Annotated in this window: 21 protein-coding genes; 7 read left to right on the forward strand and 14 right to left on the reverse strand. The window is 71.6% G+C overall.

Annotation, left to right across the window (positions count from 1 at the left end):
- Positions 1-149 precede the first annotated feature (149 nt).
- Together OG259_RS15175 and OG259_RS15180 are read left to right on the forward strand one after the other, a co-directional pair.
- Positions 150-2,258 carry a TPM domain-containing protein gene (locus OG259_RS15175; protein WP_328942753.1) on the forward strand — a complete coding sequence of 703 codons (2,109 nt, stop codon included), beginning with the start codon at positions 150-152 and terminating at the stop codon, positions 2,256-2,258.
- Positions 2,259-2,311: 53 nt separating this feature from the next.
- On the forward strand, positions 2,312-3,019 hold the full coding sequence (locus OG259_RS15180) for a PspA/IM30 family protein (RefSeq protein WP_328942754.1): 708 nt from the start codon (positions 2,312-2,314) through the stop codon (positions 3,017-3,019).
- An 80-nt stretch (positions 3,020-3,099) separates the two neighbouring features.
- Here OG259_RS15180 and OG259_RS15185 read toward each other — a convergent pair whose 3' ends face one another.
- The 5 genes from OG259_RS15185 to OG259_RS15205 all read right to left on the reverse strand — a co-directional run bounded on the left by OG259_RS15185 (position 3,100) and on the right by OG259_RS15205 (position 8,505).
- A complete protein-coding gene (locus OG259_RS15185; RefSeq protein WP_328942755.1) occupies positions 3,100-5,670 on the reverse strand; it encodes a SpoIIE family protein phosphatase in 2,571 nt (856 codons plus the stop codon).
- A 144-nt stretch (positions 5,671-5,814) separates the two neighbouring features.
- Complete coding sequence (locus OG259_RS15190; RefSeq protein WP_328942756.1) at positions 5,815-6,237, reverse strand: ATP-binding protein; 423 nt, start codon at positions 6,235-6,237, stop codon at positions 5,815-5,817.
- A gap of 143 nt (positions 6,238-6,380) precedes the next feature.
- Entirely contained in the window at positions 6,381-6,833 is a 453-nt protein-coding gene (locus tag OG259_RS15195; protein ID WP_328942757.1) for a (deoxy)nucleoside triphosphate pyrophosphohydrolase, read from the reverse strand.
- Between the two features lie 40 nt (positions 6,834-6,873).
- Positions 6,874-7,053, reverse strand: a complete 180-nt coding sequence (locus OG259_RS15200; RefSeq protein WP_266896175.1) for an SPOR domain-containing protein — start codon at positions 7,051-7,053, stop codon at positions 6,874-6,876.
- Positions 7,054-7,752: 699 nt separating this feature from the next.
- Positions 7,753-8,505 (reverse strand): GntR family transcriptional regulator, encoded by a 753-nt coding sequence (locus OG259_RS15205; protein WP_328942758.1) that lies wholly within the window; start codon positions 8,503-8,505, stop codon positions 7,753-7,755.
- Positions 8,506-8,854: 349 nt separating this feature from the next.
- Between OG259_RS15205 and OG259_RS15210 the strand changes: the two genes are divergently transcribed.
- The gene (locus OG259_RS15210; RefSeq protein WP_328942759.1) at positions 8,855-10,186 is read left to right on the forward strand and encodes a glycoside hydrolase family 18 protein; all 1,332 of its coding nucleotides are present in this window, start codon (positions 8,855-8,857) and stop codon (positions 10,184-10,186) included.
- A 204-nt stretch (positions 10,187-10,390) separates the two neighbouring features.
- On the opposite strand, the gene OG259_RS15215 is transcribed toward OG259_RS15210, so the two are convergent.
- Both OG259_RS15215 and OG259_RS15220 read right to left on the reverse strand, forming a co-directional pair.
- Complete coding sequence (locus OG259_RS15215; protein ID WP_328942760.1) at positions 10,391-11,440, reverse strand: DUF4190 domain-containing protein; 1,050 nt, start codon at positions 11,438-11,440, stop codon at positions 10,391-10,393.
- A gap of 224 nt (positions 11,441-11,664) precedes the next feature.
- Complete coding sequence (locus OG259_RS15220; protein WP_328942761.1) at positions 11,665-13,239, reverse strand: S8 family peptidase; 1,575 nt, start codon at positions 13,237-13,239, stop codon at positions 11,665-11,667.
- A 175-nt stretch (positions 13,240-13,414) separates the two neighbouring features.
- Here OG259_RS15220 and OG259_RS15225 point away from each other — a divergent pair, with 175 nt between their 5' ends.
- On the forward strand, positions 13,415-14,551 hold the full coding sequence (locus OG259_RS15225) for a threonine synthase (protein WP_328942762.1): 1,137 nt from the start codon (positions 13,415-13,417) through the stop codon (positions 14,549-14,551).
- A gap of 7 nt (positions 14,552-14,558) precedes the next feature.
- On the opposite strand, the gene OG259_RS15230 is transcribed toward OG259_RS15225, so the two are convergent.
- The 4 genes from OG259_RS15230 to OG259_RS15245 all read right to left on the reverse strand — a co-directional run bounded on the left by OG259_RS15230 (position 14,559) and on the right by OG259_RS15245 (position 19,388).
- Positions 14,559-15,308, reverse strand: coding sequence for a DUF4232 domain-containing protein (locus tag OG259_RS15230; RefSeq protein ID WP_328942763.1), 750 nt, complete (start codon positions 15,306-15,308; stop codon positions 14,559-14,561).
- 78 nt (positions 15,309-15,386) lie between these two features.
- Positions 15,387-18,032, reverse strand: a complete 2,646-nt coding sequence (locus OG259_RS15235) for an AfsR/SARP family transcriptional regulator (RefSeq protein ID WP_328942764.1) — start codon at positions 18,030-18,032, stop codon at positions 15,387-15,389.
- A 294-nt stretch (positions 18,033-18,326) separates the two neighbouring features.
- Complete coding sequence (locus OG259_RS15240; RefSeq protein WP_328942765.1) at positions 18,327-18,797, reverse strand: DIP1984 family protein; 471 nt, start codon at positions 18,795-18,797, stop codon at positions 18,327-18,329.
- Between the two features lie 99 nt (positions 18,798-18,896).
- Entirely contained in the window at positions 18,897-19,388 is a 492-nt protein-coding gene (locus tag OG259_RS15245) for a cupin domain-containing protein (protein ID WP_328942766.1), read from the reverse strand.
- Positions 19,389-19,698: 310 nt separating this feature from the next.
- Between OG259_RS15245 and OG259_RS15250 the strand changes: the two genes are divergently transcribed.
- Positions 19,699-20,313, forward strand: a complete 615-nt coding sequence (locus OG259_RS15250) for an HdeD family acid-resistance protein (RefSeq protein WP_328942767.1) — start codon at positions 19,699-19,701, stop codon at positions 20,311-20,313.
- Between the two features lie 334 nt (positions 20,314-20,647).
- Entirely contained in the window at positions 20,648-21,229 is a 582-nt protein-coding gene (locus OG259_RS15255; protein ID WP_328942768.1) for a Uma2 family endonuclease, read from the forward strand.
- 111 nt (positions 21,230-21,340) lie between these two features.
- Here OG259_RS15255 and ychF read toward each other — a convergent pair whose 3' ends face one another.
- Positions 21,341-22,429, reverse strand: coding sequence for a redox-regulated ATPase YchF (gene ychF, locus OG259_RS15260; protein WP_328942769.1), 1,089 nt, complete (start codon positions 22,427-22,429; stop codon positions 21,341-21,343).
- Between the two features lie 390 nt (positions 22,430-22,819).
- Between ychF and OG259_RS15265 the strand changes: the two genes are divergently transcribed.
- Entirely contained in the window at positions 22,820-23,353 is a 534-nt protein-coding gene (locus OG259_RS15265) for a DUF6542 domain-containing protein (protein ID WP_328947093.1), read from the forward strand.
- Positions 23,354-23,480: 127 nt separating this feature from the next.
- Here the strand turns inward: OG259_RS15265 and ppgK are convergent, their stop codons facing one another.
- Together ppgK and OG259_RS15275 are read right to left on the reverse strand one after the other, a co-directional pair.
- Positions 23,481-24,224, reverse strand: a complete 744-nt coding sequence (ppgK, locus tag OG259_RS15270) for a polyphosphate--glucose phosphotransferase (protein ID WP_328942770.1) — start codon at positions 24,222-24,224, stop codon at positions 23,481-23,483.
- A gap of 30 nt (positions 24,225-24,254) precedes the next feature.
- Positions 24,255-25,298: a 4-hydroxy-3-methylbut-2-enyl diphosphate reductase gene (locus tag OG259_RS15275; protein WP_443051970.1), complete on the reverse strand. Its 1,044-nt coding sequence runs from the start codon at positions 25,296-25,298 to the stop codon at positions 24,255-24,257.
- Positions 25,299-25,345 lie beyond the last annotated feature (47 nt).

The following is a 25,345-nucleotide window of genomic DNA, read 5'->3' on the forward strand; positions in this document are numbered from 1 at the left end:
GAGAATGGTTTCCGCCCGGCCCCGGTCATCGGGGCGCGCAGTCGCCGGAGGTCCGCTCGCGGAGCCGGGCCGTCCGGTCGCCGGGGGTTCGGTCGCGGAGGCGGGCCGTCCGGTCGCGGAGCGACATACGCGGACATAACCTCCCCTTTGTGACGCGAATAGCCACCCGAGCCCTTCTCGCGGTACTGGTGGCGGCGTGGTGGCTCCTCGTGCCCGCCGTTCACGGTGCCCATGCCGACGACCCCGTCGTCCTGTCCCGGGACGGGCAGATCACCGACCGGGTGGGCGCCCTCGGCGACCGCCGCACCTCCGTGGCCCGGGCCCTCGACCGGCTCTACGACGAGCGGCGGATCCAGCTCTTCGTCGTCTACGTACGTGACTTCTCCGGCCGCACCGGGCAGGCCTGGGCCGACGCCACGGCCGAGCGCAACGGCCTCGGGCTCGACGACGTCCTGCTCGCCGTCGCCACCCACGACCGCCAGTACGGCTACTCCGCCGACCCGGACGCGCGCCTCACCCAGGCCCAGCTCGACGAGGTCGCCCAGACCGCGATCGAACCGGCGCTGCGGCAGAACGACTGGGCGGGCGCCGCGATCGGCGCGGCCGACGGCTACTCCGCCGTCCTCGCCGGACGGCCCGTCCCCACCCCGGCCATCACCCCCGGGCCCGCCGACCCGGGCGGCGCGGTCGACGACGGCACCTCGGCGACCGATCTCGTCCTGCCCGTGGTCCTGGTCGGCGGCGCCGGGGCCGTGGCGGCCTACGCGTACGCCAAACGGCGCCGGCGGACCGAGACCCGCACCACGCCACAGGGCGGGCAGGGGTGGGGCGCCCCGAAGGAGCCCGCGCCGCCGTCCCTCGACGAGCTGGACGGGCAGGCCCGGCAGACCCTGGTCGCCACCGACGACGCCGTCCGCACCAGCCAGGAGGAACTCGGCTTCGCGTCCGCCCAGTTCGGAGACGAGGCCGTACGCCCCTTCACCGAGGCGGTCGCCTTCGCCGAGGAACAGCTGACGGCCTCGTTCCGACTGCGGCAGAAACTCGACGACGCCTTCCCCGAGGACGACTCGACCCGGCGGACCATGCTGGACGAGATCCTGCGCCGCTGCGCGGAGGCGAACGCCCGCCTCGACGCCGAGAGCGAGGACTTCGATCGGCTGCGGGCCCTGGAGCGGACCGCGCCCGAGGCGCTGGACACCGTCGAGGCCGCGTTCCGGGAGCAGACCGGGAGGATGGGCATGGCCGAGGCCGCACTGACCGCGATGCGGGAGCGGTACGCCGAGACGGCCGCCGCACCGGTCGCCGGAGACGTCGAACAGGCCAAGGACCGGCTCGTCTTCGCGACGACCCACATCAACCAGGCCCGCCAGCAGATCGACGTCGGCGACAACGGCGGCGCCGCCGTCCACATCCGGGCGGCCGAGGGCGCCGTGGACCAGGCTGCGCGGCTGGTCGAGGCCGTGGACCGACGGGGGCAGGAGCTGGCCGAGGCGGTCGGGAAGCTGCCGGGTGCGCTGTCGGAGACGGACGCCGACCTGGCGGACGCCCGCGGCCTGCTGCAGGGGACCGCCGAAGGGGTGTCGACGGCCGACCTCCGGGGGCGGATCGCCCGCGCCGAATCGGTGCTCGCGGAGGTGCGGCGGACGATGGACTCCGGGCGGTACGACCCGCTCGACACGCTGCGGCGGGTCGAGGAGGCCGACGCGGCGCTCGACGAGGCCCTTGAGGGCGCGCGGGAGCGCGAATCGGGCAGTCGGCGCGCCCGCGCGCTCCTCGACCAGGCGATGCTGACGGCCCGCTCCGCGATCGGGGCGGCCTCGGACTACATCACCACCCATCGGGGCGCGGTGGGCAGCGAGGCCCGTACGCGCCTTGCGGAGGCCCAGCGCCGCTGGGAGAAGGCGCGTTCACTCGGGGAGGCCGACGACCCCCAGGCCGCCCTCGCGGAGGCCCAGCAGGCGGACGCCCTCGCCCGGCGCGCCCAGGACCTCGCCGAACAGGACGTCCGGACCTATGGGAACCCGAACGGCATGGGCGGTGTATCAGGGGTAGGAGGGGGCGGTGGCGGCGGGCTCGGCGGTGCGGTGCTCGGCGGCATCATCCTCGGCGGACTGTTCGGCGGGGGAAGGGGAGGCGGACATGGGGGGTTCGGTGGAGGTTCGGGCGGGGGTTTCGGGGGCGGAGGTTTCGGCGGCGGGCCCGGCAGCTTCGGCGGCAGCGGCACGCGCGGCCGGCTGGGCGGCGGAGGCCGTTTCTGAGGGCGGCGCGCCGCGTGTCCTCCCCCTTTCTGTCCCTCTCAAGGAGAAGCGCCATGAGCAAGCAGACCATCCTCGGCCGGGTGACCCAGCTGGCGAAGGCCAACATCAACGCGCTGCTGGACCAGGCGGAGGATCCGCAGAAGATGCTGGACCAGCTGATCCGCGACTACTCGAACAACATCGCGGAGGCGGAGGAGGCGGTGGCCGCGACCATCGGCAACCTGCGGCTGATGGAGCAGGACCACCAGGAGGACGTGGAGGCGGCGAAGGAGTGGGGCGGCAAGGCGCTGGCCGCCAGCCGGAAGGGCGACGAGCTGCGGAGCGGCGGGCAGACGGCGGAGGCGGACCGCTTCGACAACCTGGCGAAGGTGGCACTGGGCCGCCAGCTCCAGTCGGAGAAGGAGGCGCGGACGGCGGAGCCGACGATCGCCGCGCAGACCGAGGTGGTGTCGAAGCTCAGGACAGGCCTCGACCAGATGAAGGGCAAGCTCGGCGAACTCCGGGCGAAGCGCGACGAGCTGGTGGCCCGCGCCAAGTCGGCCCAGGCGCAGAACACGATGATGGACGCCGTGAAGAACATCGACGTGCTCGACCCGACCAGCGAACTGAGCCGGTTCGAGGACAAGGTGCGCCGGGAGGAGGCGCGGGCGATGGGCAAGCAGGAGCTCGCCGCATCTTCCCTGGACGCCCAGTTCGAGCAGCTGGACGCGCTGGGCGACAGCGCCGAGATCGAGGCCCGGCTGGCGGCGCTCAAGGGCTGACCCGGCGCCTGGCCGGGGTCGCCCGCGCGGCCGGGGCCTGGAGTCGGCTCCGCCGTGCGGTCGGGTGGGTGCGGCGTGCGTCAGAACATGCTGAGGAGCTGTTCCACCGTGGGTTCCGCCGCCCCCTCGCCGTCGGGCAGGGCCAGTTCGAACCAGACGGTCTTGCCGCGCGGGGTGCGGCGCGAGCCCCAGGAGGAGCTGAGCAGGCCGACCAGTTGGAGGCCGCGCCCGCCCTCGTCGGTGTCCTTGGCGCGGCGGCGGCGCGGCTGGACGAGGCCGGCGTCCCAGACCTCGCAGACGAGGGTGCGGTCGCGGAGCAGGCGCAGCCGGATCTCCCCCTCGCCGTAGCGCAGCGCGTTGGTGACGAGTTCGCTGACGAGGAGTTCGACGGTGTCGACGAGCGGTTCGAGGTCCCAGGCCTTGAGCTGGGTGCGGGCGAGTTCCCGTGCCCGGCCGACCGAGCGGGGTTCCCTGGGCAGCTGCCAGTCGCCGACCGCTTCGGCGGGCAGTCCCTGGATCCTGGCCATGAGGAGGGCGATGTCGTCCTCGCCGTGCCCGGTCTCCAGGCTGTTGAGGACCCGGTCGCAGACGTCCTCCAGGGGGCGGGCCGGGTCGGTGAGGGCGCGCCGGAAGGCGCTCAGGCCCTCGTCGAGGGGATGGTCGCGGGATTCGACGAGTCCGTCGGTGTAGAGGGCGAGGAGGGAGCCTTCCGGCAGTTCGACCTCGACCTCCTCGAAGGGTTCGCCGCCGACCCCCAGGGGCATCCCTGGCGGCACGTCGAGGAGCAGGGCCTCTTCGCCCGGTTCGACGAGCACCGGCGGGAGGTGTCCGGCGTTGGCGAAGGTGCAGCGGCGGGTGACCGGGTCGTAGACGGCGTAGACGCAGGTGGCGAGGTAGACCTCGGAGAGTTCGGGGCCCCGGGACTTGTGGCCGCGGGACTGCTGGGCGCCGATGGGGGCGCCGAGGCCGCGGGCGATCTCGTCGAGGTGGGAGAGGACCTCGGCGGGTTCCAGGTCGAGCTGGGCGAGGGTGCGGACGGCGGTGCGCAGTTCGCCCATGGCGACGGCGGCGCGCAGGCCCCGGCCCATGACGTCTCCGATGACGAGGGCGGTGCGGTGGCCGGGGAGTTCGATGACGTCGAACCAGTCGCCGCCGACCTCGGTGGCGGCGGTGCCGGGGAGGTAGCGGCAGGCGATGTCGAGTCCGGCCGCCTCGGGGTCGCCGGGCGGGAGCAGGCTGCGCTGGAGGATCAGGGCCCGCTCGTGCTCGCGGCGGTAGAGGCGCGCGTTGTCGATGCAGACGGCGGCGCGGGCGGCGAGTTCGACGGCGAGGGCACGGTCGCGCTCGCCGAAGGGCTCGCTGCCCTTGGCGCGGGAGAACCGGACGAGTCCGACGACGGTGTCGTGGGCGACCATCGGGACGACCAGGGTGCTCTGGACGAGGTCGCCGTCGGCGCCGGGCACGGTCCGGAGGCGGCCGGTGCGCAGGGCCCCGGCGCAGGGCGAGTTGAAGGGGTAGCGGTGGACGGCGCCGACCTCGATGGGGTCGCTTCCGCAACAGCCGCTGTCCGGTCCGTGGCCCTGGTCGGTTCTGAGGGGGGTGTCGGAGACGGCGCTGGCAACGGCGACCCTGCGGAGTTCGGCGCTGCCGGCCCCGTAGCCGACGTCGTGGGAGCTCCCCCACCGGCCGGGCGGTGCCTCGTCTCCGGTGAGCAGGCCCTGGTAGAGGTCGACGGAGGCGAGGTCGCAGAAGCCGGGGACGGCGACGTCGAGCAACTCGCGGGCGGTGGCCTCCAGGTCGAGGGAGTTGCCGATGCGGGCGCCGGCCTCGTTGAGGAGGGCGAGGTTGCGGCGGGCGCTGGCGGCTTCCCTCGCGGCGTTGTGGCGGCGGGTGACGTCGATGCCGAGGCCGGCGACGCCGATCGGGTGGCCGGAGCCGCTGTGCACGCGGTAGAGGTTGATGGACCAGTGGCGGCGGTCCCGGGCGCCGGGTGCGGCGCCGACGATCTCGAAGTCGGTGACGGACTCCCCGGTCTCCAGGACGCTCCGGAGCGCGGCGGTCATCCGGTCGGCCTCGGGCCGGTTGAGGTAGTCGTGGACGGTCCGGCCGCGGTGGTCGTCGGCGGAGCCGCCGAAGACGGTGGCGAAGCGCCGGTTGGCGCGCTTCACGGTGAGGTCCGTGCCGAAGAGGAGAAAACCGAAGGGGGATTGGCCGAATATCGCCTGGGAGGCGGCGAGGTCCGTCTCGATGCGGCGCAGGGCGCGGACGTCGACGACGATGCACAGCGCGGCCCGTTCCCCGGCCTGGGTCTCGCTCGGCATCACGTACATCTCGGCGATGCCGTGGGGTCGGTCCTCACCGGGGATCCGGAAGGGGACGAGGCCTGTCCACTCCTTGCCGTCGAGGATCTCCCTGACCCGCCGGTGACCGCGCTCGCGCAGGTCGGCGGGCATGAAGGCCTCGACGGGGTCCTTGCCCCTGGCGTCCTCGGCGGTGACCCCGAAGAGGTCCACGGCGCGTCGGCTCCACTGCTCGACGAGTCCGTCGGGCCCGATGGAGAAGGAGGCCACCCGGATGTAGTCATAGATGGAGCCGGGCGGGCTGCTCTGCCACACGACGCCGCCACTCGCCTTCTCAGGTATCTCGCTCACGCGACCGTCCCCTCCAGCTCACCGCACCGGACCGGCCATGCCCGCAGTATTCAATACGGCAGGCCCCGACGGCACGACGTTCACGATCACAGGGTGGTCTCGTTCGCCTCGCGCCGAGTACCGGTGATCGTTGTCCCACCCTGTTTACTCACCAGGGAGAGCCAGCTCGAACCATACGGTTTTGCCTGTCCTTCCCTTACGGGTGCCCCAGCGGCGTGCGGAACAGGCCACGAGACCGAGTCCGCGGCCCCCTTCGTCCTCGGGTCCGGGGGCGCGCTCGGTGGGCGGATCCGGAAGCGGATCCGAAACCTCCACGAGCAGCGCGGGCTGGTGGGCGGGGTCCGAGCCGTCGAACCGGGGCCGGACGAGCCGCACTCCGATCGGCCCGGACGCGTATCGCAGGGAGTTGGTCACCAGCTCGCTGACCAGCAGGACGGTCACATCACCGAGGGCCGAGTCGAGTTCCCAGGCCCTCAGGGTTTCGCGCACGGCGTGCCGAGCCGTGCGCACGGCGTTCGCCTCCGCCGGGAAGTTCCACTCGGCGCGGTCGCCGTCGGTGTCGATCACACCCGATCACTTCCCCAGCCGTGCGTCAGCAGGAAGGCCCACGTCCTCTTTCTACGGGTCAATCAGGACATACCCGATATTTGGGGCGAGATATCGCGCTGGGCGCAGCAGCGGGCGCACGGTGGCACGAACGGCGTAGAAACTCAGTCGCGCGCTCCGGTTCCCGGTGCCGCAGGGAGCCTCCGGGCGGCCTCGGCGACGGCCGGGCGGTCCTGGTCGAGCCAGTCGACCGAGTCCAGCTCGGACCGGGCGAGCCAGCGCAGTGCGTCGTGGTCCTCCAGGGGGCGCGGTTCACCCGAGAGCAGCCGGGCGGTCCACACCCGGAGGACATATCCGGGCTTCAGCGGCCATTCGCCGGGGATGCGCTCGCCCGGCTCGACCTCGACGCCGAGCTCCTCGCGCAGCTCTCGGACCAGTGCCTCTTCGGGGCTCTCCCCCGGTTCGAGCTTGCCGCCGGGCAGTTCCCAGCGACCGGCGAGCTCGACGGGGGCGCTGCGGCGGGCCGCGAGCAGCCGCCCCCGGTCGTACAGGGCGCCCGCGACGACGACCACGACGGGCTCGTGGGGCGTGGCGGGGTCGGTGGTGCGTTCCGTCATGGGCGCGAGCGTAGCCCGGCGCCGCCGGCGCCCGCCGGGCTCAGAGGGCGGGGGTACCGATGCGCTCGACCCAGTAGAGCTGCTTGTGACCGCGGTCGTCGAGGCTGTCCGCGATCTTCTGCGCTTCGTCCTCGGTCGCATACCGCCCCACCCGATAGCGGTTGCCGTTGTCGTCCTGCCGAATGACGAGCCAGGTGAGGACGGGGCCGCTCTCGGCCATCAGGCTTCTCCCTCCGCCGGTCCGGGGGCCGCTAAGGATCTCCGGGAAACCTCAATCCGCATATGCCGGAGCTTACGCCTGACCTTCACACAGCGGATACGTAATTACACAAAGAGATACGGATCGGCCGGGAACCGATGGAGGGAGGCCGAAGGCCACACCCCGGGGACCACCCGGGAACGGTCGGCACGGGCACAGGGGCGGGCCGACCGTGCGGGGCAAGCGCAGCGAACACCCCCCGCGGCTGCCGTCGAGGACCGGCTTGGCGCAGCTGCGGCGGCGGTCGGCTTGGCGCAGCCGCGGCAGGGGGCGCCGCGCGTCGGCGCGACCTCCCCCGGCACGTCATGGGCCCGGGAAGGGCCCCACCCGGCTCCGGGGTGGGGGTGGTGACCGTGTTCGCCATGACGGTTTCTGTCGTCCGACCGGCTCGCGGGTACGGACGAGGAGGACAAGAGCCGGTCGCGCTCGGACGGCGGCGGCACACGGCTGCCGGGCGGTTACGCGAGTCGACGCCCCGTCAACTCGTGGTCAGGCAGTCCAAACAGCAGGGCCCGCCGAACGGTCGGCCACCCCACCCCACCGTCACCCCCTCGTCGTCGGCAATCACCGCAGGCCCTCACCGCCGGCACTCACCGTCGACCGCCCGCCTCCGAAGACCCGCCCCCGAAGACCCGCCCTCGAAGCCTCACGGCCAAGACGTCACCGCACCGGCAAGTGGTACGAGAGGCGGTAGCGGTCGGCCGGGACGACGACGTCCGCTGTTTCGACGGCCCGTCCCGACGCGTAGTACGTGCGCTCCACGACCATCACCACATGGCCCGGCACCCCGCCGAGCGCCAGGAGCTCCTCGGCGAGGCCCGGCCGGGCGCCGACCTCCTCCACCACGTTGTCCACGACCACGTCGATGGCCGCCATCCGCTCGACGACACCGCAGCCGCCCAGCGGACCCTCCTCGGGCAGCATCACCGGGGTCCGGCCGGTGACGGCGAGCGGCTCCCAGGAGGTGGCGACCATCATGGGCTCGCCCCCGTCCCGGTACACGTACCGCGTTCGCATCACACGCTCCCCCGGCTCGATGCCGAGCCGCTCGGCCACCTCGCCGCTCGCGGCCTCCTGCTCACTGCCCGACTCCCAGGTGCCCCGCGCCCCTTCGGCCGCCTGCTCCTGCCGGAAGGGGCTGGCCCCGGCCGCCGGGCGATAGCCGGAGCGGGCGATCCTGCGCGGCACCGGGCGCTCCCGCACATAGGTGCCCGAGCCCGAGCGCCCCTCCACGAGCCCCTCGGCCATGAGTACCTTGCGGGCCTCCAGCGCGACGGTGTCCGACACCCCGTACTCCTCGCGGATGCGTGCCTGCGAGGGGAGACGGGTATGCGGCGGAAGCGAGCCGTTCGCGATCTTCTCCCGCAGATCGCTCGCCACGCGCAGATAGGCGGGCTGCTCACCGAACGTCACTGGACACTCCCCTCAGGTTGACTTACAGCTACAGACTGGCAACCGACGGTCGCGATCCGCAAGCATGGGCCAAAGTTTCACTCGAAGTGATGACGTCGAGATCACACCTCTTGCTACCCACGGTCACCCCGGGTAGGCCGGGGCGAGATCGCGTCGAACCCCTTGACCTGCATTGGTACAGACCAATACGTTCCTGCGTGCACGCCCTCCGAAGACTCCCTCCGCAGCCCCCTCCGCAGTCCCCCCTTCGCGCGCTCCCTCTATGCGCTCCCTCTATGCGCTCCCTCTGCGCGCAGCCTTCGCACGCTCCATCCGCACGCTCCATCCCGCCTCGCACAGGAACGAGCCCATGCGCCCCAGAGCCATGACCAAGCTGACCTTCGGCGCCGCCGCCGCGGCCACTCTCGGTCTCCTCGCCACCCTGGCCCCCACCGCCGACGCGCACCAGCCCTCCGGGCACAAGCCCGAGCTGAAGCGCATCGGCTACTTCACCCAATGGGGCATCTACGGACGGAACTTCCAGGTCAAGGACCTGGAGACGAGCGGCACCGCCGCCAAGCTCAGCCACATCAACTACGCCTTCGGCGTGGTCGGTTCGGACGGCAAGTGCCTCATGGGCAACGCGCCCGGCTCCGACCCGTGGGCGGACTACGTGCGCCCCGTCGACGCCGCCACCTCGGTGGACGGCGTCGGTGACACCGCCGACCAGCGGCTGGCCGGAAACTTCAACGAGCTGCGCGAGCTGAAGGCCGCGAACCCCGGCCTCAAGGTCATGATCTCGCTGGGCGGCTGGAGCGGCTCGGCGCACTTCTCCGACGCGGTGCGCACCGAGGCCGGACGCAAGACCCTGGTCGCCTCCTGCATCGACACGTACATCAAGGGCAACCTGCCCGTCGACGGCGCCCGGGGTGGCGCCGGAGCCGCCTCGGGGCTCTTCGACGGCGTCGACCTGGACTGGGAGTGGCCGGGCTCCGAGGGCAACCCCGGGAACGGGATCCGCCCCGAGGACAAGCCCAACTTCACCAAGCTGGTAAGGGAGTTCCGCACCCAGCTCGACACGTACGGGCGCTCGCTGAAGAAGCGCAAGCACTACGAGCTCAGCGCGTACGTGCCCACCGCGCCCGCCAAGATCGACGCGGGCTTCGAAGTCGCCAAGATCATGCGGGACTTCGACTTCGTGAACCTTCAGGGCTACGACTTCCACGTCTCCGGCGAGAAGACCACCGCCCAGCAGTCCGCGCTCTTCGCCAAGAACGACTTCAGCGTCGACCAGACCGTCGACGCCTGGCTGCGGCGCGGAGCCCCCGCCCACAAGCTCGTGGTCGGCATGCCGTTCTACGGCCAGGGCTGGACCGGCGTCACCGGCGGCGGCGACGGCCTCGGGCAGCCTGCGACCGGCCCCGCCCCGGCGACCTGGACGGCCGGCTCGGAGGACTACAAGTTCCTGAAGGTGCTGGCGAATTCGGGGACGTACAAGCTGCACCGGGGATACCGCAACGGCCACGCCTGGCTCTTCGACGGCACCACGCTGTGGACGTACGACGACCCGACCGTGCTGCGCACGAAGGCGTCCTACGTCCGGCAGAACGGGCTCGGCGGCGCGATGGTCTGGTCCCTCGACGGGGACACCCCGGACGGTGAACTGATCACCGCCATCGACCGGGGTCTGACCAGGCGCTGACACCCCCACAAGACGCCTCCGGCCGCCCGCTCGGCGGCCGGGGGCCCTGAACCGCGGACCGGCCCCGCCGCTCGCGGTGGGTGCCGGAAGCGGCGGTCGGTCACGGGCCGCCGCTTCCCGGCCCATCGCACGGTCCGCACACGACGGGGCCGGGCCTCCCTAGGGAGACCCGGCCCCGTTCTCGTAACCCGCGCGGGCGGGGTCTCAGGCCGAGGTGCTCGGGCCCTCCGGCGCGGTGCCGGTCAGGCCGAGCGCGGTCCGTGCGGCCGCGCTGTCGGGGACGGAGTCCCAGGCCTCGTCATAGGCCTCCCAGTAGGCCGCCGCGTCGGCGGCCGTCGCCAGCTTGAGCCACTGCTTCGAGGACACCCCGAGCTCCTTGCGGAGGGTGGTGACGGCGGCGGTGGAGCCGGCCGGCCAGGAGTGCTTCCCGAGCCCCGCGTAAGCCGCGTCGAACGTCGAAAGCAGCTCCATGGCCCACGCCTTGTTGGCGGCGAAGTCCTCGTCCGGGTCGTCGTCCGGCTCGCGGTACATGACGGTCTCGATCGGGTTGACCGTCTTCAGGAAGTGCTGCTGGTGGGCGTCCAGGGTGCTCGCGTCGGAGCGCACGGACCCGCTGAAGGGCCGCTTCTCGGTGGCGAACGTGCAGGTCACCGTGCGGTCGCCGACTCGCCAGCTCTGGCTGCTCGGCAGGTAGTAGAACAGCCACACGTCACCGGGAACGGCCCAGGTGTCCATCGCGTACGTGGCGTTGACGGCCTCGCATCGCTTCTCCGCGATCTTGTCGATCGCGTCCTCGCCGGGCCACTCGGCGAAACCGGTGACCTTGAATCCGCCGGTCACCTCGCCCTCGTGGGGGCGGGCGCAGTCGACGACCGTGACGTCCGACGTGTACTCCTCCAGCTCGCCGTCGACGCTGAAGCACTGACCGGTCTTCAGGGAGAACGCCGACTTCGAGCGGGACGCCTCGTCCATGCCCTTCTTGAAGCCGCTCCAGGCGGAGGTGAAGCCGCCGGTGGCGAGGCCGATCACGAGCAGCAGGCAGCTGAGGGCGGAGAGGACGATGCCCGCGATCGCGAGCCCTTGGCCCGCCTGGTCCCGCTTCTTGATCTGCGGAAGGGCGACGAGGCCCAGGATCAGACCGAGCGGCGGCAGGCAGCAGACGATGCCGGAGACGAGGGAGCCGACGGCGAGCCCGTTGGTGGTGCGCCGAGGCTGCCCGTACGGGACGGCCCGGGGGCCGGTCGGGTACGGCATCCCCGGCGAGGTGTACGGCCCCGGGGCGGGCCATCCGCCCTGCTGCGGGCCCCCCTGGGGGGAGGGGGGCGGCGGGGTCGGCGGGGTCGGCTCCACGGGTACGGTGCTCCTGTCCGGGGCGAACGGCACGAACAAATGATCGGCGCGCATCGTACCCGGGGCGTATGACGGAAGGGTCGGTCGCCCGCGGGCGACCGACCCTCATCACTCATGATCCGTCGGGCTCAGAACTGCAGGGCCCAGGAGTCGATCTTGCCCGTGTCGACGGACGCGTTGTCCGTGACCCGGAGCTTCCACGTGCCGTTGGCGACCTCCGAGGAGGCGTTCACGGTGTAGGTGGTGTTGATGTTGTCCGAGCTGCCGCCGGTGCCGAAGCCCTTCAGGGTGTACGCCGAACCGTCGGGGGCGATCAGCTGGACCTGGAGGTCACCGATGTAGGTGTGGACGATGTTCACGGGCACCTGGAGGGCGGCGGGGGCGTTGCCCGTGACGCCGCTGACGGTGACCGGGGACTCGACGGTCGCGTTGTCGGCGATGGCGAAGTCGGCGGTGTTCTCGAACTTCGGGCCGGTGGGCGGGGTGGTGGTGCCGCCGCCGACGTAGAGCAGCCGGTTCGGGGAGCCGCTGCCGGGGTTGGTGACGACGTTCGGGGTGGCGGCGGTCGTCAGGGCCGTGGAGACCTGGGCCGGGGTCGCCGTCGGGTTGCCGGCGAGGTAGACGGCCGCGGCGCCCACGACGTGCGGGGTGGCCATGGACGTACCGGAGATGGTGTTGGTGGCGGAGTCGCTGGAGTTCCACGCCGAGGTGATGGAGGAGCCCGGGGCGAAGATGTCCAGGACGGTGCCGTAGTTGGAGAAGCTGGAGCGGGCGTCGGTGCTGGTCGTGGAGCCGACCGTGATGGCCTCGGAGACCCGCGCCGGCGAGTAGTTGGAGGCGTTGGAGCTGTCGTTGCCGGCGGCGACGCCGTAGGTGACGCCGGAGGCGATCGAGTTGCGCACGGCCGCGTCGAGGGCGGAGTCGACGCCACCACCGAGGCTCATGTTGGCGACGGCCGGCTTGACGGCGTTCTGCGTGACCCAGTCGATGCCCGCGACGACCTGCTCGGTCGTGCCGGAGCCGGAGTTGTCGAGGACGCGGACGCCGACGATCTTCGCCTTCTTCGCGACGCCGTACGACGTGCCCGCGACCGTACCGGCGACGTGGGTGCCGTGGCCGTGGCCGTCCTGGGCGACGTTGTCGTTGTCGATGGCGTCGTAGCCGTTGAAGGCCCGGCCGCCGAAGTCGCTGTGCGAGATCCGCACACCGGTGTCGATGATGTACGCCGTCACGCCCTGGCCGGCGGTGTCCGGGTAGGTGTAACTCTGGTTCAGCGGAAGGGCCTTCTGGTCGATCCGGTCCAGGCCCCAGGACGGCGGGGAGGGCTGCGTGCCGTCGACGTGGAAGACGCGGTTCTGGACGACGGAGGCCACGGCGGGGTCGGCCGCGAGCTTCCTCGCCTGCGCCTCGGAGAGCTCGACGGAGTAGCCGTTGAGCGCCGAGGTGTACGTCCGCTTGATCTTCGCGCCGAACTTGGCCGCTACGGCCCGGCCCTTGGCGGTCTCCGCCTGCGCCGACTCGTCGAGGGTGACGATGTAGCTGCCCGCGATCGTGCCTTCGGCTCCCGCGTTCTCGATGACACCCTCCGGGGCGGCCGGTGAGGCGGCGGCCGGGAGGGCGGAGAGGGTGCCGAGGGTGAGGGCGGTGACGGCTATCGCCGCGGCGGTGGCGATTCGACGTCGTGATTCACGCATCACTGACATGTGAGGGGTCCTCCTCATTGGTGGTGCGTCGCTGTGGGGGATTAGCAGGGACATGACAAGACAACGTGGCTTCACACCGCCTCGCACATCCGGCTGCCGAGCGAAAGATTGACTGATCCATAGGAATCTCACAAGGGCTCTCGACAGCCTGCAACACCCGCGCCACACAGATGACATGCTGATCTTCATGACCGCCTACGTGTGCCCCCGCTGCCAGGTTCACTCGCCCACGGACACCCTCACCTGGTGTTGTCCGAAGTGCCGTGGCCCCTGGGACCTGGAGTTCGCGAGTGGGCCGGTTTCCCTCCCGTCACTCGCGTCACGACGAAATTCGTTGTGGCGTTACGAGGAGGCGCTGCCGCCGATGCCGTACGCGCCGGAGGTGACGCTCGGGGAGGGCCGCACGCCCCTGGTCCCCCTCAAGGAAGGGGAATCGGGGTCGGTTTCGGCCAAGCTGGACTTCCTCATGCCGACCCTGTCCTTCAAGGACCGCGGCGCGGTGATGCTCGCCGCCCACGCCCTGCGTCTCGCACGGACCGGCGGCCTCGACCGGGTCGTCGCCGACAGCAGCGGGAACGCGGGCACGGCGATCGCCGCGTACGGAGCGCGGGCCGGACTCGACTGCCTCGTGTACGTGCCCGAGGGCACCTCCCCGAAGAAGCTGGAGCAGATCCGGGCACACGGGGCCCGGGTCGTCGAGGTCCCCGGCGACCGCGAGGCCACGGCCCGCGCCGCGCGGGCGGCCGCCGACGAGCCCGGCACCTTCTACGCCTCGCACGTGTACAACCCGTACTTCCTGCACGGCACCAAGACCTACGTCTACGAGCTGTGGGAGGAGCTCGGCGGGCGCCTCCCCGACACGATCGTCGTCCCGGTGGGCAACGGCACCCTGCTCCTCGGCGCCGCCCTCGCCCTCGACGAGCTGCACCGCCACGGGCTCACGGACAACCGCCCCGCCCTCGTCGCCGTCCAGGCGGAGGCCGTCTCCCCGCTGGCGGCGGCCTTCCACGCGGGCGCGGAGGAGCTGGGCGAGGCCGTCCCCGTCCGGCCCACCCTCGCCGAGGGCATCGCGATCCCGGCCCCGCCCCGCGCCCACCAGGTCCTGCGCGCGGTACGGGCGACGGGCGGCACGTTCCTGACGGTGACGGAGGACCAGATCCGCACCGCCCAGCGGGACCTCGCCCGCCGTGGCCTCTTCGTCGAATCCACCGGTGTGGCCTGCTGGGCCGCGGTCCAGGCGGCCCCGCCACGCCCCGGCCTCACGGTGGTGCCGCTGTGCGGGGCGGGGGCGAAGACGGGCCTGGCGGTGTGACCGCGGCTCAGAACTCGTCGGCGCCGTTGCGGAGCTCGTACGTCCAGTAGCCCGTCTTCGCGGCGGCCTCGTCGACGGCCAGGCCGCCCGCGGGGGCCTGGACGACGATGCTGCCCTCGGCCGGGCCCTCGGGGGCGAAGAGGTTCACATTGAAGGTCTTCACGACCTTGTTGTCCTCGTGGGTGCCGCCGAGCGCGATCCGCACGTTGGCGTACGCGGGCGCGCCCGGCTTCACGACGATCGGGGCGGCCGGCTTGCTCTTGGCGACGGCCGGGACGTCCTTGGCCGTCTGGATCGGGCCGAAGGCGATCAGCGGGTACTGGAGCAGGGTGCAGGCGCTGCCGGAGGTGTTGGTGGCGGTGAGGACGATGTGCTCGGTCGGCACCTCGTCGGCCTTGGCCGCCGTGACCTTGATGTCGCCGTAGGCACAGGCGGGCGCCTCGGCGGAGGACTTGCCGCCGGTCGATGCGCCGGTCGTCGACCCCTTCGTGCCGGTGCCGCCGGACGTGCCGCCGGTCGCCGTCGAGCCGCCGGTGGAGCCGGAGCCGCTCTTGGCCGCGGTCTGGTCGGCCTCGCCGGCGGCGGCGGTCCCCTTGTCGGTGCTGCCCGCGGAGGCGTTCCCGGAGCTCTGCTGGGAGGCGCTCGCGCTCCCCGCGTCCTTGGCTCCGGTGTCCGTGCCGCCGCAGGCGGTCAGGCCGAGCGAGAGGGCGGCGATGGCGGCGGCGGCCAGGACGCTGGACTTGTGGTGGGTACGCATGGTGGTTCTCCCCCGTATGTGTTCGGTCGGTGCTGTATCCAGCTTCCGGCCTGGCGCTGCCGTCCCGCTTGCGTACCGCTAACGATTCGCTGACAGGCGCGAAAGTCCCGCCGCCGCCCGCGCCGACCCCTCGGTGAAACCGGCCGCCTCGGACGCCACGATCGCGCGTTCCAGCTGGTCAGCCGCCTCTTCGACGCGACCTATACCCGCCAGCGCCTCACCCCGGACGATCTGCAGCTGGGCCTGGACGACCACCGCGTCGGGTGCGACCAGTTCCCCGGCGCGAAGGGTGTGCGCGAGCGCCGCGTGATAGTCCCCCGCCTTCATGCAGTGCCCCGCCAGGTGATGGAGGGTGAGCACCTGGGTGGACGGATGCTCCGTCCGGTCGGCGAGCGAGACGGCGTGGAGCATGAGCAGCCCGGCCCGCTCGTGCTCCCCGGTCGCGTCCAGCACGGCCGCGTGGTTGACGTAGGCGATCGCCTCGCTGATGGTGTCGCCGGCCCGGGCGGCCAGGCCAGGCGCCTTCTCCAGATGGACGAGCGCCTCGGCGTCCCGGCCCTCCTCGTGCAGGATCCAGCCGAGCAGCGCCCTCGTCCGCGACTGCGCGTCGAAGTCGCCCATGTGCTCGGCCGAGGCGAGCCCTGCCTCCAGGAGCGGCGTCCAGCCGTCCCCGATCCGCATGAGCATCAGCGGCCACTGCACCAGGGCGAGTCGCCAGGCCCGGTCGTGCAGGCCGAGGGCGGCCGCGGCGGCGACCGCCCCTTCCAGGGCGGCGCGTTCGGCCACGTACCAGTCGAGGGCCGCCGTACGGTCCTCGAACTCGCGGGTCGCGGCGGGCCGGCGGAGGTCGGCGGGCAGCGAGTAGCAGGGCTGTGAGCCCGGCTCGGCGGCGGCGTCGGCCGCGAGCCCCGTGTAGAGGTAGTGGTCGAGGAGACGGGGCAGGCCCTCGGGATCGGCCCCGGGGGCGATATGGCGGGCGTAGAGGCGGACAAGGTCGTGCGGCATCCAGCGGCCGGGGACGGACTCGGTGAGCAGATGGGCGGCGGCGAGCCGGTCCAGGTCGGCGGAGGCCTGGGTGGGGGACGTGCCGACGAGCGCTCCGGCCGCGAACCGGTCCAGGTCCGAGCCGGTGTGCAGACCGATCGCGCGGAAGAGCCGGGCCGCGGACTCGGGCAACTGCTGCACGGTGAGGCGCAGCGCGGCGGAGACGCCCCGGTCCTCGACGTCGAGCAGCATCAGCCGGCCCTGCTCGTCGGCGAGCTCGCCGACCATCGCGTCGAGCGTCCACTGCGGGCGCTCGGCGAGCCGGGCCGCCGTGACCCGCAGCGCGAGCGGCAGTCCGTCGCAGAGCCCGGCGAGCCGTGCGGCGGCGGCGGGTTCGGCGGCGACCCGCGTCTCGCCGAGGACGGTGGTGAGCAGGGCGGCCGAAGCGGCCGGGGGAAGGTGGCCGAGCGGCACCGGCCGGGCCGCGTCGGAGGCGATGAGGCCACCGAGCCGGTCTCGGCTGGTGACCAGGGTCGTGCAGTGGTCGCCGCCGGGCAGCAGGGGCCTGACCTGCTCGGAGGAGCGGGCGTTGTCGAGGACGACGAGCAGCCGGCGGTCGGCGGTCAGGGACCGGAACAGGGCGCCGCGCGCCTCGACGGCCTCGGGGATCCGCTGCGGCTGCACACCGAGCGCGAGCAGGAACTCGCGCAGGACGGCGGCGGTCTCGGGCGCCGGGGTGTCGCTGAAACCGCGCAGGTCGGCGAAGAGCCGTCCGTCGGGGAAGTCGGAGCGGCGCTCGTACGCCCAGTGCACGGCGAAGGCCGTCTTGCCGACGCCGGCGGGCCCGGTGACCAGGCAGACGGGCCCCTCACCCCCTCGTACGGCCCGGTCGAGGGCGGCCAGCTCGGCCCCTCGCCCGGTGAAACCGCGCGGGGCGCGCGGCAGCCCCTCCGGCGCGGCGACCGGGACCGGAACGACCGGGCGGGCCACGGCGACGGGCTCGCCGGCGCGGAGCAGTGTCGCGTACGCCTCGCTGAGCGTCTCACCGGGGTCGACGCCCAGCTCCTCGGCGAGCAGCCGCCGGGTGCGGTGGTACCAGTCGATCGCGTCCGACTGCCGTCCCGAGCGGCCGAGCGCCAGCATCAGCGCGGCGGCGAGGGACTCCCGCAGGGGGTGCGCGACGGCCTCGGTCCGCAGCACGGCGGCGGCCCTGGCGTGCTCGCCGAGCTCCCCGTACGCCTCCGCGAGCGACTCGACGGAGGCGAGCCGCAGCTCCTCAAGGCCCCCGGCGGCGGCTTCGAGCGGCCGGCTGTGCACGGTCCCGGTGAGCGCGGGCCCCTGCCAGTACGACAGGGCCTCCCGCAGCATCCGCACGGCGTCGGCGGGCCTCCGCTGCACCCCGGCGAGCGCCACGAGTTCCTCGAACCGGTGCGCGTCCACGAGCGACTCCGGCATCCGCAGTACGTACGCCGAACCCTGGGTGGCCAGCTCGACCCCGTACGCCTCGGCCCCGTGCTCGGCGAGCAGCGCCCGAAGCCGCGAGACGTGCCCTTGCAGGACGGTCTTGGCATGGGTGGGCGGCTCTTCCTCCCACAGCGCGTCGATCAACTGAGCGACGTTCACGGCACTGTTGGGCCGCAGGAGGAGCATGACCAGCAGACTGGACCGTTTGGCGGGCCCCAGGGCTACGTCACCGTCCTCCGTCACCAGCGCAACGGAGCCGAGCAGCCGGAACTCCACCAGTACACCTCCGCGATCCGTCTCCCCCATTTCCCCAGCAGTCGAGGATACGTGGGGTGGAGGGGTCGAAAGCGACGTGGAGATCCCCGATCCCGCCCTCGTCGTCCGAATCTGCACATGGTGATGAACTGTGCGTTGTGCACCGTTACCTGTGCGCTGTGCTGAGCGGCTGTGTAAAAGGGGAATCGAACCCCTGCGCTGCTCCCCACGCACCACAGTGGACCGGATCGACCGCCGGTCCTCGGCTTGTGCACGCCTTCGGGACGACTACCTGCTCCACGTCGAGCGACTCGCTCAGTCCAGCAGGTCGACCTCCCAGTTCGACCGCTGGATCAGCATGTCGACCTCACGGATCTCCCGCGCCAGCACGTCGGCCTGCGCCCGCAGGGGCGCCACGGGAAACGCCGACAGCATCTTCAGCTCGGACCGCAGCTGCCGCACCATGCCGTGCTGGTCCCGCCCGGCGGCGGCGTCGGCGGCCGACGTGACGACGGAGTGCCGCAGCCGCAGCACATCGCGCCGCGCCAGCGCGTCGGTGAGCGTGCCCCCGCCCTCGACGACGGCCTGGGCGTTGGTCCGGTTGATCCGCCGGATCAACCCCTCCAGCTCCCCCAGGACCTCGTCGGACTCGGCCAGCAGGGCGGCCGCGTCCTCGGCAGGCTCCTCCCCCTCCTGATACCGAGCGCTGCCGACCACCCGAGCCCGCAACTGCTCGACCCGCCGAGCGGCATCCGCCCGCAACACCAACGCCTCGGCAAGCTTCACACCCCACACCTCCACCACAAAGATTCCGGCTGAAAGTATGCCCGCCGAAGCGGGCGGGCCCCGGAACGGACCGTCCTACTCCACTGCTGGCCTACTCCACTACTCCACGAAATAGGAGTCGTGCCGTACGAAGAACTCGGCGCGCTCCTCGTCGGTGGCGTCCGCCATGGCGGCAAGTCCCTCGAAGTACTCCTCGCGGGCAGCACCGGGCGCGAAGATCATCAGCATCTCGGCGGGCGCGTCCGAGTCGTTGCGGAAGGCGTGCAGGCCGCCCTGTGGCACGTACAGGAAGTCGCCCTTCCTCGCGTCGACCCAGCCCTCGCCGTCGAACAGCCGGACCGTGCCGTCGAGCACGAAGAACGACTCCGAGATCGTCTTGTGGAAGTGCGTCTTGGGCCCGCCCGCCTTCGCACTCATCTCCACCCGGTAGAGCCCGAACTCGCCCTGCGTGGAGGCCTTGGTGGCCAGATAGTGAATCGCGTCCTTGCCCGCGACACCGAACTCGGGCGGGGTGTCCACGGTCCGGAAGACCGCACTGACCTCTCCCTCCTCGCGGTGGTAGACCTGCTCCGGATACTCCGGGTACGACATCGGATCCCCCTCGTTCGACGGCCCTGCCGGGTCGCAGCGCCCCGTACGTGATCAACCACGGGCCGACCGTCGTATTCCGTCCCCGTGACTGCGCGGCTCAGCAGCGACGCCTTCGCCGCGACCCTCGGCCGACAGCGACCAGGGGCCCTGAAGGAGTCCCGGCACCCCGCCCTCGACCTTCATCGCGTGGAGGCACCCACCGAATCAGCAAACAACACCATAACGACCTAAAATAGCCTAAAAATCACAAGGCATGTCCGGCGGCTTCAAGGTGCCCCCGCGGGCCGTTCGGCTAGCCCAGGAGGCCGTGATGACCGATTCCCCCGACGCGGCACCGCAGTACACGCCCAGCGACCCCGAGGACACCCTCAAGCAGCTCGGAAGCTCATGGCACTGGGCACTCGGCATCGCCCTTGCGACCCTGATCCCAGGCATCCTGGTGCTCGTCTGGCCCGACGAGACGTTGCACGTCCTGGCCGTGATCATCGGTCTGCAGCTCCTGGTGGCGGGTGGCTTCCGTTTCGTCGCGGCCTTCTCGCACAGCAGCGACCGGTCCGGCAGCAGGCTGGCGGGCGTCCTGCTCGCCGTGCTGGCGTTCCTGGCGGGCGTCCTGGTGCTGCGTCATCCGATGCAGACCATCGCCGCGCTGTCCCTGATCGTCGGGGTGTTCTGGCTGCTGACCGGAGTGCTCACGGCATACGTGGCGATCGCCGACCGCACGCTCGTGCATCGCGGCCTGCGCTTCGGCCTGGGCACCCTCGGCGCCGTCGCCGGAATCGTCGTGCTCGCCTTCCCGGTGGACTCCGCGGTCGCGCTGACGCGACTGTTGGGACTTTGGCTCGTCCTGCTCGGCGTATTCGAAGTGGTGATGGCCTTCGCACTGCGCTCCGCCACCCGCCGGGTCACGCCCACGCCTCCAGGGTGAACGCCGGGCGTTGACAGCCCCGCACCCCCGAAGCCGCTCTCGTCGATCACAGCGGACTTGGCTGGCCTTCGAGGTGCTGCCCAAGCACCAGGAGTGTGAAGAGCGCGAGATCAACCGGATCATCGACGAGCGCGACCGTCTCGTCATAGGCAGCTGAGATCGCCTTCGCGGCACAAGAACTCCGCACGCCTCGCCTGCTCGACAGCGTCCATGACGCGAACCTGGTCGGAGCTCCAGTCCCTCGTCAGCGGCTTTTGCTGCAGTCGGCAAAGCGTGAGAACCAGACGCCCAAGAGCACCTCACCTGACGTGGCCACAGCCGCTACCGTGAAGCCATGACCGCACTGCCCGACTGGATGCGCCCGCCGCGCGCGGAAGGCTGGTTCGCGGAGGACCTCGACCGCCTCCCCGAGGCACCCCGCCACACCGAGCTGATCGACGGAGCCCTCGTCTTCATGATGTCGCCCCAGAGGTGGTGGCACGGCCACCTCGTCACCATGCTCACGGTCGCACTCATGGAACAGGTACCCGCCGACACCAGAGTCGGCCGCGAGATGACCATCAAGCTCGACCCGCGCAACCGTCCCGAACCGGATCTGCTGGTGACGACGGCCGACTTCGACGGTGACCGCACCTGGTTCGCACCGGAGGATGTCCAGCTCGTCGTCGAGGTCGTCTCACCCGAGTCCGCCCATCGCGATCGCACAGTAAAACTCCGCAAGTACGCGGAGGCCGGCATCCCGCACTACTGGTGCATCGAGGACGAGGACGGGGCGCCCGTCGTCCACGTCTACGAGCTCGACGAACCCACCGGCGCCTACGCCCCCGCCGGGATCTTCCGGGGCACCCTGCAACGCCCGGTGCCCTTCGCGGTCAGCCTGGACCTCGACAAGCTCACGCCGCCCCGAAGCAGCTGAAAGTCGGCACCAAGTCAGCACGGGAATGCAGAAGGGGTCGGACTCACCAGAGTCCGACCCCTTCTGACCTGCAGATTTGACGAAATCATCTAACGTGCAGTAATGAGACGATTACACGTTGAAGCGGAACTCCACCACGTCGCCGTCCTGCATGACGTACTCCTTGCCCTCCATGCGGGCCTTGCCGGCCGCGCGGGCGTCGGCTACCGAGCCCGTTTCCACGAGGTCGGCGAAGGAGATGACCTCGGCCTTGATGAAGCCCTTCTGGAAGTCGGTGTGGATGACACCGGCCGCCTCGGGGGCCGTCGCGCCCTGCTTGATCGTCCAGGCGCGGGATTCCTTGGGGCCGGCCGTCAGGTAGGTCTGGAGGCCCAGGGTCGCGAAGCCGACGCGGGCGAGGATCGCCAGGCCGGGCTCCTCGGCGCCGACGGACTGGAGGAGCTCCATGGCGTCCTCCTCGTCCAGCTCGGCCAGGTCCTGCTCCAGCTTGGCGTTCAGGAAGATCGCCTCCGCCGGGGCGACCAGGGCGCTCTGCTCCGCCTTGAACGCGTCGTCCGTCAGCTCGTCCTCGTCCACGTTGAAGACGTAGAGGAAGGGCTTGGTGGTGAGGAGGTGCAGGTCGTGGAGGAGCTCGGTCTTCTCCGTGCCCTGCACGATGCCCTGCGAGAAGAGGGTGTCGCCGCGCTCCAGGATCGCCTGGGCCGCCTCGACCGCGGCGACCTTCGGCGCCGTGTCCTTCTTGATCCGCATCTCCTTCTGGAGGCGCGGCAGGACCTTCTCGATCGTCTGGAGGTCCGCGAGGATCAGCTCCGTGTTGATCGTCTCGATGTCGTCCTTCGGCGAGACCTTGCCGTCGACGTGCACGACGTTCTCGTCCTTGAAGGCGCGGATGACCTGGCAGATCGCATCCGACTCGCGGATGTTCGCCAGGAACTTGTTGCCGAGGCCCTCGCCCTCGCTCGCGCCGCGCACGATGCCCGCGATGTCGACGAAGTCGACCGTCGCCGGGAGGATGCGCTGGGATCCGAAGATCTCCGCGAGCTTCGTCAGCCGGGCGTCGGGGACGCCGACGACTCCGACGTTGGGCTCGATCGTGGCGAACGGGTAGTTGGCCGCCAGCACGTCGTTCTTGGTCAGGGCGTTGAACAGGGTCGACTTGCCGACATTCGGCAGACCGACGATTCCGATCGTGAGCGACACGGTGGCGACTTCCTGAAGGTGTGGACGGGGGGCCGATCCCCCAGTTTACGGGCGGCCCGAACCGGCCAGTGACGCCGACCTTCGGTCGTTCTCGGGGGCAAGGTCACCCAAAGGGCGTGTCCCGGACCCGGTTCCCGCCCCTTCCCGACCTACGTTGGTGGAGTGGAGCAGCACAGGACAAGTCAGCCGCAAGGCCGCCGACGGCCGCAAACCCCCGTCACGACGCCCGTCACCACCCCCGTCGCACCGCCGGTCACACCGCCGGCCGCGCTCGTGGAGGGTGCGGCCGTCTACCGCGTGACCGGCCGGACCAGGCGGGGCCCCGGCGTCGCGCGCGTCCAGCGCGCCGGGGCCCCGGGAGCCGCGGTCGGAAAGCCCGGCGGCCGCCCCGTGCCGCCCGTCGTGCTCGCGCTTCGCCGGCTTCCCTCGCCCCGCCTCACCGGGCTCGGCGCCGGGCTCTTCGCCTCCGCGGTCATGCTGGTGCTCGGCCTGCTCGACCTGCTGCTCTTCGACGGCTCCCCCCTCGTCTACGGGCTGCTGTTCCTGCCCGTCAGCGCCCTGACCGCGCTCTGGGTCCGTACCGCCGACCTCGTCACCGCCCCCATCGGCGTCCCCATCGCCTTCGCCGTCGGCGTCGTCCCCATCGCGGGCGGCACGGGCGGTTTCGGCGGCCAGGCCATGGCCGTCGTGACCGCCCTCGCCGTGCACGCCGGCTGGTTGTACGGCGGAACCCTCGTCGCCGGGCTCATCGCGAGCGTACGGAAGGTGCGGGAGATGGGTCGGCGCCAGCACCTCGCCCGGTCCGGTGGATCCGGTGCCTCCGGAGCCGCCGGGACCGCCTCCGTGGCCGGTGAGGCGCCGGGTGGGCGGGGTGGAGCCGGTGGGCCGGGTGGGGCCGCCGCCCGCCGTCGCCCCGTCGCGTAGCCCGTAGACGCGTGGACGGTAGCCCGTAGCCCCGTAGCCGCGTAGACGCGTGGACGGTGGCCCGTAGCCGCGTAGCCCGTAGCCGTACGCCCCGGGCTCCGTACTCTCCGTACGCCGCCCCCGCCCCCTACGCCGCCCCCGCCGCCATCCCCGCCCCCACGATCCCCGCGTTGTTCTGGAGTTCCGCCGGGACGATCTCCGCGCGGATGCCCTCGATCAGCGGAAGGAACTTGTCCGCCTTCCGGCTCACCCCGCCGCCGATGATGAACAGCTCCGGCGAGAACAGCATCTCCACGTGCGCGAGGTACTTCCGCAGGCGGCGCGTCGCCCAGTGTTCCCAGCTGAGGTCCTCGTCCTCCTTGGCCTTCGTCGACGCCCTGGTCTCGGCGTCGTGGCCCTTGAGCTCCAGGTGGCCGAGCTCCGTGTTCGGGACGAGGCGGCCGTCGACGAAGAGGGCCGAGCCGATGCCCGTGCCGAGGGTCAGCAGGATCACGGTGCCCTTGCGGCCGCGGCCCGCGCCGAAGGCCATCTCCGCGATTCCGGCCGCGTCGGCGTCGTTCAGGACGGTCACCGGGAGGCCGCCCAGGCGCTCGCTCAGCAGGGTGCCCGCGTCCACGCCGATCCATGATCTGTCGACGTTCGCCGCCGTACGGATGGTGGAGCCGGTGACCACCCCCGGGAAGGTCACCCCCACCGGTCCGGTCCAGCCGAAGTGCTCCACGACCTCCGCGACGCAGCCCGCCACACCGTCGGGTGTGGCGGGCTGCGGGGTCAGTACCTTGTGGCGCTCCTCGGTGAGCGCTCCGCGCTCCAGGTCCACGGGGGCGCCCTTGATGCCCGAGCCGCCGATGTCCACTCCGAAGACGTTCATGGAACCCACGGTAAGGGCTTCCGTACGGAGTTACTCCTTGACCGCTGCCTTCTCCAGCAGCTTCGCCGCCTCGGCCCGCAGGTCCTTGTTGCGGAGCTCCTTGGGCAGCGAGAAGGTGAGGGACTCGTCGGCCGTCTTGACGATCTCCACGTCGGCGTAACCGCGCTCGGAGAGCCACTCCAGGACCTCCTGCACCAGGATGTCCGGGACGGAGGCGCCGGAGGAGAGGCCGACGCTGGTGACGCCCTCCAGCCAGGCCTCGTCGATCTCGCTGGCGAAGTCGACCAGGTAGGCGGCGGGGACGCCGGCCTGCTTGGCGACCTCGACCATGCGGATCGAGTTCGAGGAGTTCTTCGAGCCGACGACGATGACGAGCTCGGCCTGGCCGGCCAGCTCCTTGATCGCGATCTGGCGGTTCTGCGTGGCGTAGCAGATGTCGTCGGACGGCGGGGAGATCAGCTGCGGGAACTTCTCCTTCAGCGCGTCGACCGTCTCCATCGTCTCGTCGACCGAGAGCGTGGTCTGGGAGAGCCAGACGACGCGGGACGGGTCGCGGACCTCGATCTTGGCGACGTCGCCGGGGCCGTCGACCAGCTGGATGTGGTCGGGGGCCTCGCCGGAGGTGCCGATGACCTCCTCGTGGCCCTCGTGGCCGATGAGGAGGATGTCGAAGTCGTCGTTGGCGAAGCGGACGGCTTCCTTGTGGACCTTGGTGACCAGCGGGCAGGTGGCGTCGATGGTCGCGAGCCGGCCCTGGCGGGCCTCCTCGTGGACGGTCGGGGCGACACCGTGCGCGGAGAACATCACGATGTTGCCCGGCGGCACCTCGGTCGCCTGGTCGACGAAGATGGCGCCCTTCCGCTCCAGGGTCTGGACGACGTACTTGTTGTGGACGATCTCGTGCCGGACGTAGATCGGGGCGCCGTACTGCTCCAGGGCCTTCTCCACCGCGATCACGGCACGGTCCACGCCCGCGCAGTAGCCGCGGGGAGCGGCGAGCAGGACACGCTTCGGGCGGTTCGTCGCGGAGGCGGAATCGGGCGTCGACGCGGGCGTTGCAGTCATGCGTCCCATCGTAAGGCCGCGTCGGTGAGCGGTTTGATCGGTGCCGTGGCCGAAAA

This window comes from Streptomyces sp. NBC_00250 (assembly GCF_036192275.1).
Taxonomy (GTDB): Bacteria; Actinomycetota; Actinomycetes; order Streptomycetales; family Streptomycetaceae; genus Streptomyces.